Genomic DNA, 15,417 nt, shown 5'->3' with positions numbered 1-15,417 from the left:
CAGGACCGACCTGCATGCGCCGCTTGTTCTCTGCCCGCCGGATCGCCACTGCGCTGTGCGCGTGGACGTTGCTCGCAGGCACGCAGGCGGCGTGGGCAGGCGCCCAGAAAGAGGAATATCTGGCGGACTCCGTGCGCAGCGCATTGTCTGCTGCGGTGGCCGATAGCCGCCCGCTGCGTCCGGTATTCGCCAATAACGACGAGCAACTCGGCTACCTGCGCTGGCTGGCCGAGATGTCGGTGCGCATGTCGGGCAAGATTCCGCAGGCGTCGGTACGCGTCGAACTGATCGAGACGGCGTATTACGAGGCCAAGCGCGCTGGCCTGGACCCGGCGCTGGTGCTCGGGCTTATCCAGGTGGAAAGCGGCTTTCGCAAATACGCCATCAGCAGCGCCGGTGCGATGGGCCTGATGCAGGTCATGCCGTTCTGGACGCGCAGCATCGGCGACAACGACTCCCGCAAGCTCTTCCATCTGCAGAGCAACCTGCGCTACGGCTGCACGATCCTGCGTCATTACCTCGACATGGAAGGCGGCAATCTTTATCTGGCGCTGGGCCGCTACAACGGTAGCCGTGGCCAGCCGCAGTATCCGAATGCCGTGCTTGCTGCGTGGAAGCGCTGGCAATATCAGGAGTCGAGTGCGATGACGGTGTCGGCGCCGGTGCCTGCCGAGCCTTCCGAGCCCGCACCGCGTGCCAAAGCGTTGCCGGAAGTGCCGGCGCGCAATCCGTTCTCGCCGCTGCGTATTGCTGGCGGTCCGGCGGGCGGTTCGTGATCTTCAGTCGGCGGGCGGTCGGCCTACAATAGGGCCATCTCTCGCTCGCCTGCATCTCCATCCCGCATGTCCACCACCCAACCGTACGCGACCATGTCTGACGCGCTGCGCGACTGGCTGCAGCGTCACGTGACCGAAGGTTTCGAGGCCGAATCCCTGGTGGCTTCGATGGTGCAATCCGGCTATGACCGCGCCTTCGCGCGCCGTGTCGTCGATGAGGCGCTGACTGCTCGCGCACCCGCCCCCGTGGTGGCGCCCGCGCCGACGCCGGCTGCCGATCAGGCGGTCGAAAACAGCAATGCCGTGCATACCGCCGATGGCGACATTCCGATCCTGTTCGCAATCGAGACGCCGCGCATCGTGCTGTTCCAGCACTTTCTGTCGGACCAGGAGTGTGACGAGCTGATCGCGATCGGGCGCAATCGCCTCAAGCGTTCACCCGTCGTGAACCCGGATACGGGCGAGGAAAACCTGATCTCGGCCCGGACAAGCCAGGGCGGGATGTTCCAGGTCGGCGAGCATCCGCTGATCGCCAAGATCGAAGCGCGCATCGCGCAGGCCGTGGGCGTGCCAGTTGAGCACGGCGAGGGCTTCCAGGTGCTGAACTACCAGCCCGGTGGCGAATATCAGCCGCACTTCGATTTCTTCAACCCGGGGCGCAGCGGCGAGGCGCGCCAGCTTGAAGTCGGCGGTCAGCGCGTGGCGACCATGGTCATCTACCTCAACAGCGTGCAGGCGGGCGGCGCGACGGGCTTTCCGAAGCTCGGGCTGGAGGTGGCGCCGGTCAAGGGCAACGCCGTCTTCTTCGTCTACAAGCGGCCCGACGGCACGCTGGATGAAGACACGCTGCACGCCGGCCTGCCGGTCGAGCGCGGCGAGAAGTGGATCGCCACCAAATGGCTGCGTGAACGTCCCTATCGTCGCGGCGCCTGATCGACGTCGGCGATGGAATACACGTTTCTCTCGGCGACCGTCCTGCTGGTGCTGATCACCGATCCGCTCGGCAACATTCCGATCTTCATCTCGGCGCTGCGGCCGGTCGCCCCCGAGCGCCGCAACCGCGTCGTGCTGCGCGAGGTCGGCATTGCGTTCGTGCTGCTGCTCGTCTTCATGTTCTTCGGCGAGAGCTTTCTGCGCATGATGAGCCTGACCGACATGTCGCTGCAGATTGCAGGCGGCATCGTGCTCTTCCTAATCGCGCTGCGGATGATCTTTCCGCGTGAAGGCGCTGCCGAGTCGCAGCCCACGGGCGAGCCCTTCATCGTGCCGCTGGCGATTCCGGCCATCGCGGGGCCGTCGGCGATGGCCACGGTGATGCTGCTGGTGTCGCAGGCGCCCGGGCGCATGTGGACCTGGGTCGGCTCGCTATGCGCGACGATGGCCGTGTGCGCGGTGGTGTTGCTGAGCGCCACGCATATCCAGCGCCTCGTGGGGGAGCGCACGGTGATGGCGTTCGAGCGGCTGATGGGGCTGATCCTGGTGGCGATCTCGGTGGAGATGCTCCTGAAGGGCATCCGTACCTTCGCGCATCAACTCTGAACCATGCGCGGGCAACAAAAAAGGGCGACTGAGGTGTCGCCCTTTTTGCTTGCTGCGGTGCTGCGTCAGGTGTTCTTGAGCGCGCGGATGGTCGGCAGGTTGCGCCAGTAGCCCTTGGCGTCCATGCCGCAGCCGAACACGTAGCGGTCAGGCACGTTGAAGCCGCAGAAGTCGGGGTACAGCGGCTTGGACTTGCTGAGCGTCTTCTCGCACAGCACGGCGGAGTAGAACTCGGCGGCGCCCATGTCGATGATGCGCGAGCGGATGGCGGCCATCGTCTCGCCTTCGTCGAGGATGTCGTCGAGCACCAGCACCGTGCGGCCCTTGACCGACTCGCGCGGCGCCACGCGCCATTGCATCTCGCCGCCCACCGTCGTGTTGTTGTAGCGCGAGAGGTGGATGTAGTCGAACTCCAGCGGGAAGGCCAGCTTGGGCAGCAGCATGCCGGTAAAGACGGCCGCGCCGCCCATGACGGACAGCACCATCGGGAACGTGTCGCCGATCTTCTCGGTGATCTCTTCGGCCATGCGGTCCAGCGAGCCGCGCACGGCGTCTTCGCTGACGATTTCTTCGGAGTTGGCCCAGAGTTCGCGGGCCTGTTCTGCGCTCAGCATCGTGTCAGTTCGGTGAAACGGTTCGGTGTGTCGATCAAAAGTGCGATTCAGGAAGGAGGGTAGCCCGCTCAGCGGCCGCCGAACAGCCCCTTCATGCCGCCTTTCATGCCGCCCATGGCGCGCATCATCTTCATCATGCCGCCGCCTTTGAGCTTTTTCATCATGCCTTGCATCTGCTCGAATTGGTTGAGCAGACGGTTGACTTCCTGCACCTGGACGCCCGCGCCCGCAGCAATGCGGCGCTTGCGGCTCGCCTTGATGAGTTCAGGCTTGGCGCGCTCGGCAGCCGTCATGCTGTTGATGATGCCTTCCATGCGGCGGACCTGCTTTTCGGCCTGGTCCATGTTGGCACCTTGCGCCTGCTGCGCGAGCTGAGCCGGCAGCTTGTCCATCAGGCTGCCCAGACCGCCCATCTTTTTCATCTGGCCGATCTGCGCCTTGAAATCTTCGAGGTCAAAGCCGCCGGTCTTCTTGATCTTGGCGGCAAGCTTCTGCGCCTCTTCCATGTCGACACCGCGCTGGGCTTCTTCCACCAGCGCAAGGATGTCGCCCATGCCCAGAATCCGCTGGGCCATGCGGTCGGGGTAGAACGGCTCCAGCCCGTCCAGCTTTTCGGCCACACCGACGAACTTGATCGGCTTGCCCGTGATGTGACGCACCGACAGCGCCGCGCCACCGCGCGCATCGCCGTCGAGCTTGGTCAGCACCACGCCGGTCAGCGGCAGGGTGTCGTTGAACGCCTTGGCGGTGTTGACGGCATCCTGGCCGAGCATCGCGTCGACCACGAACAGCGTTTCGGCCGGCTTCAGCCGGGCGTGCAGCGCGGCGATCTCCTGCATCATCGCCTCGTCGATACCGAGGCGACCCGCCGTATCGACGATCAGCACGTCGTGATAATGCTTCTTGGCCCAGTCCAGCGCTGCGGCGGCAATGTCCACCGGCTTCTGGTCGGGCTGCGAGGGGAAGAAGTCTGCGCCGACCTGCTCGGAAACGGTCTTCAGCTGCGCGATGGCGGCGGGGCGATACACGTCGCACGACACCGTCAGCACTTTCTTCTTCTTGTTCTCTTTGAGCCACTTGGCGAGCTTGCCCACCGTGGTGGTCTTGCCGGCGCCCTGCAGGCCGGCCATCAGGATGATCGCTGGCGGCGTGACGTTGAGGTTCAGCTCGGCCGCGCGGCCGCCCATGATGTTGCTGCCGACGCCTTCCAGCGCTTCCTGGCCGCCGATAATGGCCGTCAGCTCGCGCTGCACGATGCCGACCAGCGCCTGGCCTGGCGAAAGGCTGGTGATGACGTCTTCGCCGAGCGCCTTTTCCTTGACGCGGGCAATGAACTCGCGCACGACCGGCAGCGCCACGTCGGCTTCGAGCAGCGCCATGCGAACTTCGCGCAGCATCTCGGCGGTGTTGGCTTCGGTCAGGCGCGCTTCGCCGCGCATGGTCTTGACCACGCGCGCGAGCCGTTGGGTCAGGTTATCCAGCATGACAGTGACAGGAATCCGGAATTGGGGACGGGATGAAGAGACGGCCGGCGCGCGTTTGGCTCGCACTGGCTGGGAATGTGCTTAATGCGCGCATGTTGCGTTGCCGCCCGACGAGGCTTTCGGCGGGGGGCGGGCCCCAGCCAAAACCGGGGTGCGCTGCGGTAAACTGTGCAAATGGCAATTGTACTGTATGCGCTGACGGCGCTTCTCTACGGCATCCTCGCTTCGGTAGCGTGGGCGCGACGCGGTGGGTTGGGTACCCAGGCCGCAGCGGGAGCCATGGCGGCGGGTGGTCGGTTGCCGGGCTCGACGGTGCTCGTGCCGCCGCCGCCGGGCGCCGCCGATACCGTCCCGAGCTGGTGGCGTTGGGGCTTGCTGGCCGCCTTGGTCGCGCACGGGCTGTTGCTGCACGAGACGATTTTCCCGGCCAGCGCCATGGTGTTCGGCTTTGCCTATGCGCTGTCGGCCATGCTCTGGCTTGGTGTCGGCATTTTCTGGATCGAAAGCCTGTTCTTTTCGCTGGCGGGCCTCGGGCTGCTGGTGATGCCCGTGGCGCTGGTCGGCAGCCTGTTGCCCTTGGCCTTTCCGGGCACGCAGATTCTCGGCTATGCGGCCAGTGCGCTGTTCAAGCTGCACTTCGCCATAGCCAACGTCGCCTACGGCCTCTTCACGCTGGCGGCATTCCACGCCATCCTCATGCTGGCCGCCGAGCGCCGCCTGCACACCATCAACCGCCCCGCCCAGGCAAGCTGGTTCAGCCGCTGGTTGGATCTGCTGCCACCGCTGCTGACGCTCGAAAAACTCCTGTTCCGCCTGATCGGCGCGGGGTTTGTGCTGTTGACGCTGACGATCGCGTCGGGCGTTCTGTTCTCCGAACAGCTGTTCCACAGCGCCTTCCATTTCGATCACAAGAACATCTTCGCCGTGCTGTCATGGGCCATGTTCGGCGGCATCCTTGTCGGTCGGCGTTTCCGCGGCTGGCGTGGCCGCGTGGCGCTGCGCTGGGTGATGGCCGCCTTTGCGGTTCTGCTGCTGGCGTACGTCGGCAGCCGGTTCGTGCTCGAAGTCATCCTGCATCGCGCCTAGCGCAATCCTGGCGCCTGCGCCGTTACTTGTTCCTGCCTGTTCTCCATGTCCCGTCCTGTCCTGCTGATCCTGATGCTGCTCGCCGGCTGGTGGTGGCTGAGCCGCCTGGGGACGCGTTCGTCCCGCGCTTCGGGGCAGGAGCAGGGCGCCCCGCGTGAACAGCGCACGGCCAAGCGCACGCCTGAGCCTCAGGCCTCCCAACCCATCGAGCAATGCGCCGTATGCGGCGTGCACGCGCCGCGCACCGGCATGATCGCGCTGGCGGGCGGCCGCTATCGCTGCCCCGAGCATGCTGACCGGGGCAACGCATGACGCCCGAAGCGTCGGGTGCCGCGCGGGCAACGCCGTCCGGCGCGCGCAGCCTGCTCTCGCGCCTGAACGCCTGGCGTGCCTTGCGATCGGTCTGGCTGGAGCCCGATCCGCCTGAATTCCAGTGGCGCCTGCTGCGCTATTTCGCCTTCAGCCGCGCCGCCGTGGCCCTGGTGCTGTTGCTGTTCGTGATGGTGCCGCGCGAGCACAACGAGGCAGCTGGCCTGCCCAATGGCGACACGCTGCTCAGCCTGACGCTGCCCTATCTGGCGATGGCCTTGCTGATCCTGGCCGCGGCCGGCTGGTGGCGCACGCGCTTCCAATTCCGGGTGCGGCTGGATGTCGTGCTCGATCTGCTGTTCCTCGGGCTGGCGTATGCCACGCTCTCGCGCCTGTCGGCCAGCGTGGCGATGGTGCTGTTGATGCCGGTGCTGGCTGCCGGCGCGCTCACCAGCCTGCTGTTTGCGCTGTTCACGGCGGCCGTGGCGTCCATCGTCGTGCTGGCCGAACCGTTCCTGCAGATGCTGAACGACGGCGTGATTGCGCCGGGCCTGGCATCCGCCGGGCTGTACGGCCTGGTCTACATGATGGCCGCTTCGATGATGTACGGCCTGTCGCATCGCCAGATCGCGCAGGAACGATTGACGATGGCCCGCGAGCGCGAGCTGCGCCTGCAACAGCTCGTCAACCGCCTGATGGTCTACGACATGCAGGACGGCGTGATGCTGGTGCGTGCCGATGGCCGCGTCGTTGCCGCCAACCCGGCCGCAGCCATGTTGCTGGGCGTGCCGCAGAGCGCCTTTGTCGGCAGTGGCGCGATGTTGTTCGACCTGAAGGACGTGCCGCACCTGCGCCCGTTGCTCGAAACGCTGCGCCAGTGGCTTCGCCGCAAGAGCCGTCCCGCCGACGGCACCGGCGACGACGATGCCCCGCGCATCCTGGACCTGCTGCCCATCGCTGCGGGCGGCCGCGCCATGTTGAGCGCCCGCCTGCGCCTGCGCTTCATCCTGCCGAGCCTGGCCAACTTGCGCAGCGTCTACATGGACAGCCTCGTCAGCTCGATCGGCCTGGGCCTGCCGGGCGAGGGTGGCGAGATGCGTGCGCGCATTCCATCGGCCGACGCGATCACGCAGGGCTGGTCGGCGGATGACGAAGCGTTCTTGCGCCACGAGTTGCACGACACCGTGCTGGTCCACGTGGAAAGCTGGGAGCGTGTGGCGGAGCAGGCGCAGCAGGAAAAGCTGGCGTCGATGGGGCGGCTGGTGGCGAGCGTCGCGCATCAGATCCGCAATCCGCTGGCGGCGATCAGCCAGGCCGCCGAACTGTTGGACGATCCGGGCGACGGCCAGGAAGGCGGCGCACACATGCGGCCGGAAAGCGGCGGCGTGGAGACACGCCTGCTGCGCATCATCCGCGACAACGTGCGGCGGCTCGACCAGGTGGTTGCCGACGTGCTGATGCTCTCGCGCCGCCCGCGCGGCGAACGCGTGCGCGTGCAACTGGCGCAGGTGCTGCCGGAGGTCGTTGACCGCTGGCGTGCCGAGGCCCTGCGCCGCGCCGGCGAAGCCACCGAGATCAACCCGAACCTCGTGCGCGTGGCGGTCGACCTGGACAAGCCCGTGCTGTTCGATCCGGCGCAGCTGCAGCAGGTGGTGGGCAACATGCTCGACAACGCGCTGCGTTATTGCCGCCGCGTTCCCGGCTCGATCCAACTCGCGGCCTACGCGCTGGACGACACCCACGCTGAACTCGTGATCTGGAACGACGGGCCCGAAGTGCCCACCGAACAGCAACGCAGCCTGTTCGAGCCGTTCTTCACGAATGACGCACAAGGCACTGGCCTGGGCCTCTACATGGCGCGCGAGTTGTGTAGCGCCAACGATGCGCAGATCCGCTACGGTGCCATCGCGCTGGAGTCCTTGCTCGATCGCACCGGAGCGTTGACCATGGAGGCGCGCGACACGTTGCCGCGCCGCGCCTTCGTCATCACCCTGATGTTTGACCAACCTGCCGGGCCGATCGCGGAATGATCCGCCGGCCGCGCATTTCCGCCGATCTTCTGCTGATCCATGCCCAAAGCCGCCATCGTTCGCGAACCCATTCTCGTCGTCGATGACGAAGCCGACCTGCGCGAGCTGCTGGAAATTTCCCTGCGCCGCATGGGGCACGACGTCGTGCTCGCCAGCGGGCTGGCCGAGGCGCGCGAGGCGCTTTCCCGCCAGCGCTTTGCGCTGGTGCTGACCGACATGCGCCTGGGCGATGGCCTGGGCATTGAACTCGTGCGCCAGCTTTCTGCCACGGCCGACCGCACGCCGGTGGCCGTCATCACCGCCTATGGCAGCGCCGAAAACGCGGTGGAAGCGCTCAAGGCCGGCGCATTCGACTACATCGCCAAGCCGCTTTCGCTCGACCAGTTGCGCAGCCTCGTGCTGAATGCGCTGGGCCGTCAGCAGCGCGACCCCGATCCGGGCAACGCCGATCTGGCCGAGCGCACCAACGATCTGCTGCCGGGCCATTCCGCCGCGATGCAGGAAGTGCGCCGCTCGCTGATGCGCCTGGCGCGCAGCATGGCGCCGGTGGTGATCAGCGGCGAATCCGGCAGCGGCAAGGAGCGTGCGGCGCGCGCCATCCATGCGTTGTCGTCGCGTGCATCGCGGCCGTTCGTGGCGGTCAACTGCGGCGCGATTCCCGAGAACCTGATGGAAGCCGAGTTTTTCGGCTACGTGAAGGGCGCCTTTACCGGCGCCGACAGCGATCGCCAAGGCTTCTTCCAGGCCGCCAACGGCGGCACGCTCATGCTCGATGAAGTGGCCGACCTGCCGCTCACGATGCAGGTGAAACTGTTGCGCGCGTTGCAGGAGCGCCGCGTGCGCAAGATCGGCGAAAGCCGCGAAGATCCCGTCGACGTGCGCGTCGTGTGCGCGAGCCACCAGAACCTGGCGCGGCTCGTGGCTGCCGGCCGTTTCCGCGAAGACTTGTTCTACCGCCTGAACGTGCTGGAACTGCGCATGCCCACGCTGCGCGAGCGCGCCGAAGACGTGCCCGTGCTGGCCGGCGTGCTGCTCGAGCAGCTCGCGAGCCGCTACGGCGATCCGCGCCCCAAGCGCCTGACGCGACCGGCATTGCAGCAACTGTGCGCGTATCCGTTCCCGGGCAACGTGCGCGAACTGGAGAACCTGCTGGAGCGTGCGTACGCATTTGCCGAAGGCGAGTCGATCGACGTGGATGACCTTGGCGCTCTCGGCGCCGAGATCGAGCGCTCGCCGCTGTTCCACCGCACGCGCGAGGCGCAGGCTGCCGCGGCAGGCAATCACCCGCTGGCCCCGTCGCCGATGGCCGGCTGGCCTGATGCCGTCTATATGCCCGCGCCCGTGCCAAGCCCGATGGGGATGCCGCAACCGCTGGCACCGCCCGAGCCGGCACCGGTTGCGCGGCCGGCCGAGCCCGCCCTGCCGAGCGTTGCGCTGCCGATCGATCTGCCGGCTTACCTGGAGTCGGTCGAGCGCAACGTGATCCTTGCCGCGCTGGACCAGACCGGCTTCAACCGCACGGCCGCCGCCAAGCTGCTTGGGCTGTCATTCCGCCAGTTGCGCTATCGCATGCAGCAGCTTGGCATTCGCGATCCGCGTGACGTTGAAGCGTCGCCGGGCAGCGTCGGCGAACCGGCCGGAAATGGGCTGAACGGCGATGCCTGACCGGTTGCACATCGGCGCGGACGGATGGGTGGATGGCGCGCGCCGCCATCCCTCGCCGAATATCGACGCACGACCCGACGGCATGCCGATCGACCTGATCGTGCTGCACAACATCAGCCTGCCGCCTGCGCAATCCGCGGCGGACTTCGGCACCGACCACGTGCTCGACTTCTTCACCAACACGCTCGACTGCGACGCGCATCCGTACTTCGATCAGCTGCGCGGCGTGCGCGTGTCGGCGCATTTCTTCATCCGTCGCACGGGCGAATGCGTGCAATTTGCATCCTGCGACGCGCGCGCCTGGCATGCCGGTGCGTCGGACTTTTTCGGGCGCACGCGCTGCAACGATTTCTCGGTCGGCATCGAAATCGAGGGCACCGACGATCTGCCCTTCACGCCCGAGCAGTACGCCACCACGGCGTCGCTTGTGCGGGCGATCTGCGCGGCGTATCCGATTGCGGCGATCGCCGGTCATTCGGACATTGCACCGGGCCGCAAGACGGACCCAGGACCGCATTTCGACTGGGCGCACCTGCGCGCGCTCGGTGGATTCAATGCGGCGTTGTTCCCCTATCAGCACGCGCTCTGACGCGACAACCCTCTGACGCTTCACCGTCTGTGGCTCACGTGCGACGGTAAAACCGTGGCGTGTCACTCTCCAGGACTCGGGCGCGAGGGTGAAACGGTGGAACGTCAATGTCCAGGCATCGCACGCGAGCCTAAAACCGTGGAGCGCCACAGTCCGAGGGCCGCGCACGAGGGTAAAACTGTCGATGTCTCGACTGTTTGAGGCTCACGCACGACGGTAAAACCGTGGAGCGTCACGGTCCGAGGCTCACGCGCGAGTGTGAAACCGTCGAGCGCGACCGTCCGAGGGTCATTTCGTCGATCCATCCGTGAACGATTCCAGGGTCGGAGGCTCGCGCACGGCAGTTGAACCACCGAACACGGCGGTCTGAGCCCCACGCATGCGGGTAAAAGCCTCGAACGTCAGGATGTGAGGCTCAAGCGTCGGGGTGAAACCGTGGCGTTCGCCCCTTCGACGCCGGCACGCCGTAAGTCACTCCCTGCAGGCGCCGAAACGGAAGCGGGCAGCCCGCTTTCGAAGGCTGCCCGCATCTTTCCCTGCTGATCTTTCTACTTCAGAGCCCTACCTCACGTGCCCATCGCCGGGTCGGACACGCCGTTCTTGCCCGTTTCCATGCGGCCGGCAAAGCGCCGCGTGAAGCCGCCTTGCGGCACCGTCACCGTGAAGTCGTACCAGTTGCCCTGGCGCGCGATCGGCCAATGTTGGTCGAGCTGCTTGCCGGCCGGGATGTCGAACGTCCACGGGCCGTCGTTGCGGTACGCGTTCGGCTTGACGGTGAAAGTGCAGCCGGCGGTGCCGGTGTTCATCATCGTCACGTAGACCTCGGCGTTGGCCAGGTCGTAGCACACGCGGATTTCCGGCGCGCTCGAACCCGCTGCCGACACGGCGCTCACATCGCCCGAGAACGCGCGGTGGAAGCCGTTCGGGCCGAGCACCCACAGGTCGTATTTGCCCTTGTCGGCGGTGAACACGTCCCACGTGTCGTCGAGCATCTTGCCGGGCTCGACCGCATAGCGGCGCGGCACGCGGTCCAGATGCAGGCGGTCGTACACGTGGAAGACGGCGGCCGCCGTGCCGGTGTTGCTGAAGATCAGGCGCAGCGCGCGGTTGGTGGCGTCTTCGCGCGCGCTGACGTGCAGCTCGTACGGCAAGGCGCGCGAGGGGCGGGTGCCGGTGGCCTGCGTCGGCATCTGCTGCGCCGTGACGGAGGGCAGCGGCACCTGCGGCTTCAGCCCTTGCGCGGTGCGGATCGAGTCGGCGGTTGCCTTGTCGCGGCTGGGCAGCGTCGGCAGCGTTTCGGTGTTCGGGTTGACGAAGTTGAAGGCGCTGGTTAGGTCGCCCAGCACCGCGCGGCGGTACGCGCTGATGTTCGGCTCCTTGACGTTGAAGCGCAGTTCCAGGAAGCGCAGCACCGAGGTGTGATCGAACGCCTGCGAGTTCACCCAGCCGCCGCGGCTCCACGGCGAAACGATGTACATCGGCACGCGCGGGCCGGGGCCGTAGGGGTGTTGGTCCGTGTGGTATTCGCCGGCCGTGCTCACCGTCGATTTGCCGGCCAGCACGCCGTTGTCATAGGCCGGGGCTGCGGGCGGCGGCACGTGGTCGAAGAAGCCGTCGTTCTCATCGAAGTTGATGAACAGCACGGTCTTGCTCCACACGGCCGGGTTGGCGGTCAGCGCGTTGAGCACTTCCTGCGTGTACCACGCGCCCTGCACGGGGCTCGACGGGCCGGGGTGTTCGGAATACGTAGCCGGCGCGACGATCCACGACACCTGCGGCAGCTGGCCGGCGGCAATGTCGTCCTTCAAGGCCTGCAGGAAGCCGCCGTCGGGCATGGTGTTGCCGACACCCTTGATGAGCGGGCTGACGGTTTCGTCGGCCGGCGTGTACGGCGGGAACGGGCTGCCGTCGGCCAGGTTGCCGCGCGCGGCGTTGGCATCGCGGTAGGCCTTGAAGCCGGCGAGCGGATTGTCGGTGAAGTTGTCCGGCATGTTCTGGTAGACCTTCCACGACACGCCGGCCGCCTGCAGCCGCTCGGGGTAGGTCGTCCAGTTGTAGGTGACGCTGGCGTCGAGGTGATCGCCGCTGTTGTCGATGACGGGGCCGCCCGCCGCGCCGGTCGGATCGTTCGTGCCCGTCCAGTGAAACAGCCGATTGGTGTTGGTGCCGCCGTGGAACGAGCAGTGGTACGCATCGCACAGCGTGAAGGCGTTGGCCAGCGCGAACTGGAAGTCCAGCTCGGCCTGCTTGTAATAGCCCATCGACTGCGTCTGCTTGTACGTCGGCCACTTGCTCATGCGGCCCAGGTCCCACGCGTTCTGCGCATCGGGGTAGCTGTGCGGCGTGCCGGACACGCGCTGCGCGTTGCCGGCGCTGCTGTCGAGGTAATACGGCAGCACCGTGCGGCTCGGCCCGCTGCTTGGCACGTAGGTCTGCTGCCAGACGTTCAGGCCGCCCGCCAGCGGGATGGGGAAGCGGTCGCCAAAGCCGCGCACACCTTGCAGCGTGCCGAAGTAGTTGTCGAACGAGCGGTTCTCCTGCATCAGGATCACCACGTGTTCAACGTCGCGCATCGTGCCGGTGGCGTTGTTGGCGGGAATCGCCAGCGCGCGGCGGATCGATGGCGGGAAGGCGGCGAGCGCAGCGGCGGAAATCGCCCCCGTGCTGGCCATCTTGAGGAAGTTGCGGCGGCTGCCGTTGTTGGCGTGGTTCGTGTCGGAAGTCATGTCGGTCTCAAACGCAAGTCGATGGGAAGCCGCGCGTTACGGAGCGCAGTGCAGGGTCGGCTTGTTGGCCGGTGGCTGGCCGGGTTGATCGGGCTGGGCGGTGCCGGGGCCGGTACCGGTGCCGGGCGTGCCGTCGTTCGAATCGCCGCCGCAGGCCGACAGCGACAGGGTGGCGGCGCACAGCAGCACGGCGGCCAGCCGGTGCGGCCGCGCGAGAGGGTGGATGAAGGGCTTCATGAGCGGTCTCGTTCGGGTTGGGGGAGGGGATCAGGGGTTCAGCGACGACAGCGGCTGGTGCGAACCGTTGATCGTCTTGAGTTCGTCCAGCGTCAGCCGGCGCGTCCACATGGCGAGGTCGTCGTAGGCCATCACGCCCTTGAGCGAGCCCGGGTTGTTGGGCACGTAGTTGTGCGTGGCGTCGTCGTTCAGGCCCCAGACCTTGGTGGCCAGACCGTTGAGCTTCGTGACGTCGGTATTGGCGATGGCCTTGTCTTCCACCTTCTGCACGCCGAGCACCGGATCGAGGATGTAGGCGCTGAAGCGCTTGGCCTGCGTGTCCACCGACAGGGCGAGATACGCCCACTGGTTGGCGCTGAACTTCATGCCCTGGATGTCGTCGCGCTTGCCGCCGCTGCCCAGGTTGAAGCGCACCTCGCAGCCGCCGAACAGGCCGAACGCGATGCCCGCATTCGCGCCGGACGTGTAGTTCTTGTTGGAGAGGATCGGCTCGCCGGTGCCGTTGCCCTGCGTGCAATCCGACTTGAACCAGAAGCCGATGGTGAATTGCGGGCTCTGTGCGATGTCGGGGCCGTTCTGCGTGAGCTTGTAGGCGTCGATGCGCGAATCGACCGACAGGGCCGTGCCGCCAAACGGGTCGGTCGCAGCTGCGCCGCCGTCGGTGCCTGCCACCCACGGGCCGATCGTCGAACTGGCTTTGCGGTCGGTGGGCGGCAGCGGGTCGAAGCTGTAATACGCCGCCAGGCCGTTGGTGAGCGAGGTGGCCAGCGGCGTTGGCGCAACGTAGGCGATCTGCGCGAGCATCGACACCGGCACGTTGTTGCGCACCAGCGTGTAGTTGATGCGGTAAATGCCGCTGGCGGCAGCGATGTTGCTGTCGGTGTACTGCGTGGCCGTGGTGGGCAGCGTGGCGACCGGCTTGCCGTCGCGCAGCACGGTGATCGGGCCGCTGGCCGGGGTCGGGTTCTGCCAGTTCAGCACCAGCGAGGCGTTGTACGCGCCGACCGTGCTCTGGACGTTGCGCACGCCGACGGCACTGGCCGTGAGCGCTGCACCGTCGAGCTGATGCGCCGTAGGCGGCACGGCGGCGTTCAGTTGCGCCAGGACGGTCGGCACGATGTCGGCCTCGCTCGGCAGCGCGGCCAGCGTGGCTTCCGACGTGGGCGCCGCCATGCCGGTCTTGCCGAGCACGGCGTTGACCGGTTTGTTCAGGGCGATGAAGGCGGTGCGGTTTTCCAGCGTCGGCGCCGACGTGGTGGCACCCGTGGCGTCCAGGCCGTGGCTGGTGGTGACGACAACGAGCCAGTCTTCGTTCGGGTTGGCGGTGCGGCGCTGGGCGATGGCGGCCTGCAGCGTGCCGAGCGCCTGGTCGACGTTGGCCAGCGCAGCGGTGTACGCATCGCTCTGCAGGCCCGAGGCCAGCGCGGCGGCGGCCGGCGCGGTGTATTGCGCGAAGACGACGTCGTAGCCGGACTGCACGAGCTTCACGCTGTTCTGCGTCACGCAGGTGTCCACCTGGGCACAGTCGACCAGCGTGTCGAGATTGCCGGCTTGCTGATCCGCCTTGAGCAGGGCCGGCAGCGCGGCCGAGCTGACGGCGGCGCCCAGACGTTGCGTGGTGCCGGCTGCCTTGGCGGCGCTGCGCGCGTAGCTGAACACGCTTGGGGCAGCCAGGGTGGTGACCGTGTCGTCGGTCACACCATGGCGGTTTTGCCAGGCGCCGGTCAGCACGGTGGCCCAGCTGGGTGTGTCCAGCTGCGGCTGGGCGGTGGTGGTGCCGAGCGTGCCGCCGGTCGATGCCGGCATCACCGCCAGCGCGCCCAGGTTCGGCAGGCTGCGCTGCAAGAGCGCGCTCTGTACCTGCGCATAGGTGGCGCCGTCCACGCCGACCATCAGCACCTTCTTGCTGGCGCTGGCGGAGGGCGCGTCCGTGCTGCCCTGGTTGGCGATGGGGCTGCTGTCGCCCCCGCCGCATGCGGTCAATGTGGTCGCCAGCGTCGCTGCCACGGTCGTGCTCAGCGCAGCCGTCAGCAGGCGCCGGGCGGGGTGATTCCAAGCCATGTCGATTTCCTCGGTCGTTGTGCGCGGCGCTCGGTGTCTCGCCGCTGTGATTGCGCTCCCTGCAATGCGACCGAAGCGTAGGGTGGGGGCCTGTCGCTCAAGTGACAGCCGCGGCAAGAATGCTGATGCGGCTATTCGGATTTCTTGAGCGAGGGAATGTCGGGGGATGCCCCGGGGCGCGGCACGCGTGCACCGGTGCAGTGCGCCGCACACATACCCCTACCGTAGATGAGGTGACGTCTATTGAACTTGCGACGTCGATAGAAAGAATTATTCTGAAGAGACGGCCATTGCGACGCCG

Annotated in this window: 13 protein-coding genes; 8 read left to right on the top strand and 5 right to left on the bottom strand. The window is 66.9% G+C overall.

Features of this window, described 5'->3' with window-relative positions:
• Window positions 1-14: 14 nt before the first annotated feature.
• The 3 genes from R2676_RS03410 to R2676_RS03400 all read left to right on the top strand — a co-directional run bounded on the left by R2676_RS03410 (window position 15) and on the right by R2676_RS03400 (window position 2,315).
• On the top strand, window positions 15-776 hold the full coding sequence (locus R2676_RS03410) for a lytic transglycosylase domain-containing protein (protein ID WP_206272201.1): 762 nt from the start codon (window positions 15-17) through the stop codon (window positions 774-776).
• Between the two features lie 66 nt (window positions 777-842).
• Window positions 843-1,709, top strand: a complete 867-nt coding sequence (locus R2676_RS03405) for a 2OG-Fe(II) oxygenase (protein ID WP_102066860.1) — start codon at window positions 843-845, stop codon at window positions 1,707-1,709.
• Between the two features lie 12 nt (window positions 1,710-1,721).
• A complete protein-coding gene (locus R2676_RS03400; protein ID WP_012436452.1) occupies window positions 1,722-2,315 on the top strand; it encodes a MarC family protein in 594 nt (197 codons plus the stop codon).
• A gap of 65 nt (window positions 2,316-2,380) precedes the next feature.
• On the opposite strand, the gene R2676_RS03395 is transcribed toward R2676_RS03400, so the two are convergent.
• Window positions 2,381-2,929: a hypoxanthine-guanine phosphoribosyltransferase gene (locus R2676_RS03395; RefSeq protein ID WP_012762948.1), complete on the bottom strand. Its 549-nt coding sequence runs from the start codon at window positions 2,927-2,929 to the stop codon at window positions 2,381-2,383.
• A 68-nt stretch (window positions 2,930-2,997) separates the two neighbouring features.
• Window positions 2,998-4,413 carry a signal recognition particle protein gene (gene ffh / locus R2676_RS03390; RefSeq protein ID WP_027680338.1) on the bottom strand — a complete coding sequence of 472 codons (1,416 nt, stop codon included), beginning with the start codon at window positions 4,411-4,413 and terminating at the stop codon, window positions 2,998-3,000.
• A 174-nt stretch (window positions 4,414-4,587) separates the two neighbouring features.
• On the opposite strand from ffh, the gene R2676_RS03385 reads away from it, so the two are divergent.
• The 5 genes from R2676_RS03385 to ampD are packed head-to-tail and all read left to right on the top strand — an operon-like array spanning window position 4,588 to window position 10,092.
• A complete protein-coding gene (locus R2676_RS03385; protein ID WP_206272200.1) occupies window positions 4,588-5,499 on the top strand; it encodes a cytochrome C assembly family protein in 912 nt (303 codons plus the stop codon).
• Between the two features lie 45 nt (window positions 5,500-5,544).
• On the top strand, window positions 5,545-5,811 hold the full coding sequence (locus R2676_RS03380; RefSeq protein ID WP_027680340.1) for a PP0621 family protein: 267 nt from the start codon (window positions 5,545-5,547) through the stop codon (window positions 5,809-5,811).
• On the top strand, window positions 5,808-7,838 hold the full coding sequence (locus R2676_RS03375) for an ATP-binding protein (RefSeq protein WP_206272199.1): 2,031 nt from the start codon (window positions 5,808-5,810) through the stop codon (window positions 7,836-7,838). Before R2676_RS03380 ends, R2676_RS03375 begins: the two co-directional genes overlap by 4 nt.
• Before the next feature lie 39 nt (window positions 7,839-7,877).
• Entirely contained in the window at window positions 7,878-9,503 is a 1,626-nt protein-coding gene (locus R2676_RS03370) for a sigma-54-dependent transcriptional regulator (protein WP_206272198.1), read from the top strand.
• A complete protein-coding gene (gene ampD / locus R2676_RS03365) occupies window positions 9,496-10,092 on the top strand; it encodes a 1,6-anhydro-N-acetylmuramyl-L-alanine amidase AmpD (protein WP_206272197.1) in 597 nt (198 codons plus the stop codon). The genes R2676_RS03370 and ampD overlap by 8 nt, the downstream gene beginning before the upstream one ends.
• A 566-nt stretch (window positions 10,093-10,658) precedes the next feature.
• Here the strand turns inward: ampD and R2676_RS03360 are convergent.
• Genes R2676_RS03360 through R2676_RS03350 form a run of 3 tightly spaced genes read right to left on the bottom strand, consistent with a single transcriptional unit; the run spans window position 10,659 to window position 15,116 of the window.
• Window positions 10,659-12,818: a phosphocholine-specific phospholipase C gene (locus R2676_RS03360; protein ID WP_206272196.1), complete on the bottom strand. Its 2,160-nt coding sequence runs from the start codon at window positions 12,816-12,818 to the stop codon at window positions 10,659-10,661.
• 36 nt (window positions 12,819-12,854) lie between these two features.
• Window positions 12,855-13,055, bottom strand: coding sequence for a hypothetical protein (locus tag R2676_RS03355; RefSeq protein WP_012436446.1), 201 nt, complete (start codon window positions 13,053-13,055; stop codon window positions 12,855-12,857).
• 30 nt (window positions 13,056-13,085) lie between these two features.
• The gene (locus R2676_RS03350) at window positions 13,086-15,116 is read right to left on the bottom strand and encodes an alkaline phosphatase family protein (protein WP_316887217.1); all 2,031 of its coding nucleotides are present in this window, start codon (window positions 15,114-15,116) and stop codon (window positions 13,086-13,088) included.
• Window positions 15,117-15,417 lie beyond the last annotated feature (301 nt).

It is taken from the genome of Ralstonia flatus, assembly GCF_958439105.1.
GTDB classification, from domain to species: domain Bacteria; phylum Pseudomonadota; class Gammaproteobacteria; order Burkholderiales; family Burkholderiaceae; genus Ralstonia; species Ralstonia flatus.
Note: the sequence above shows the minus strand (reverse complement) of the source record. Positions and strands in the feature narration are given on the sequence as shown.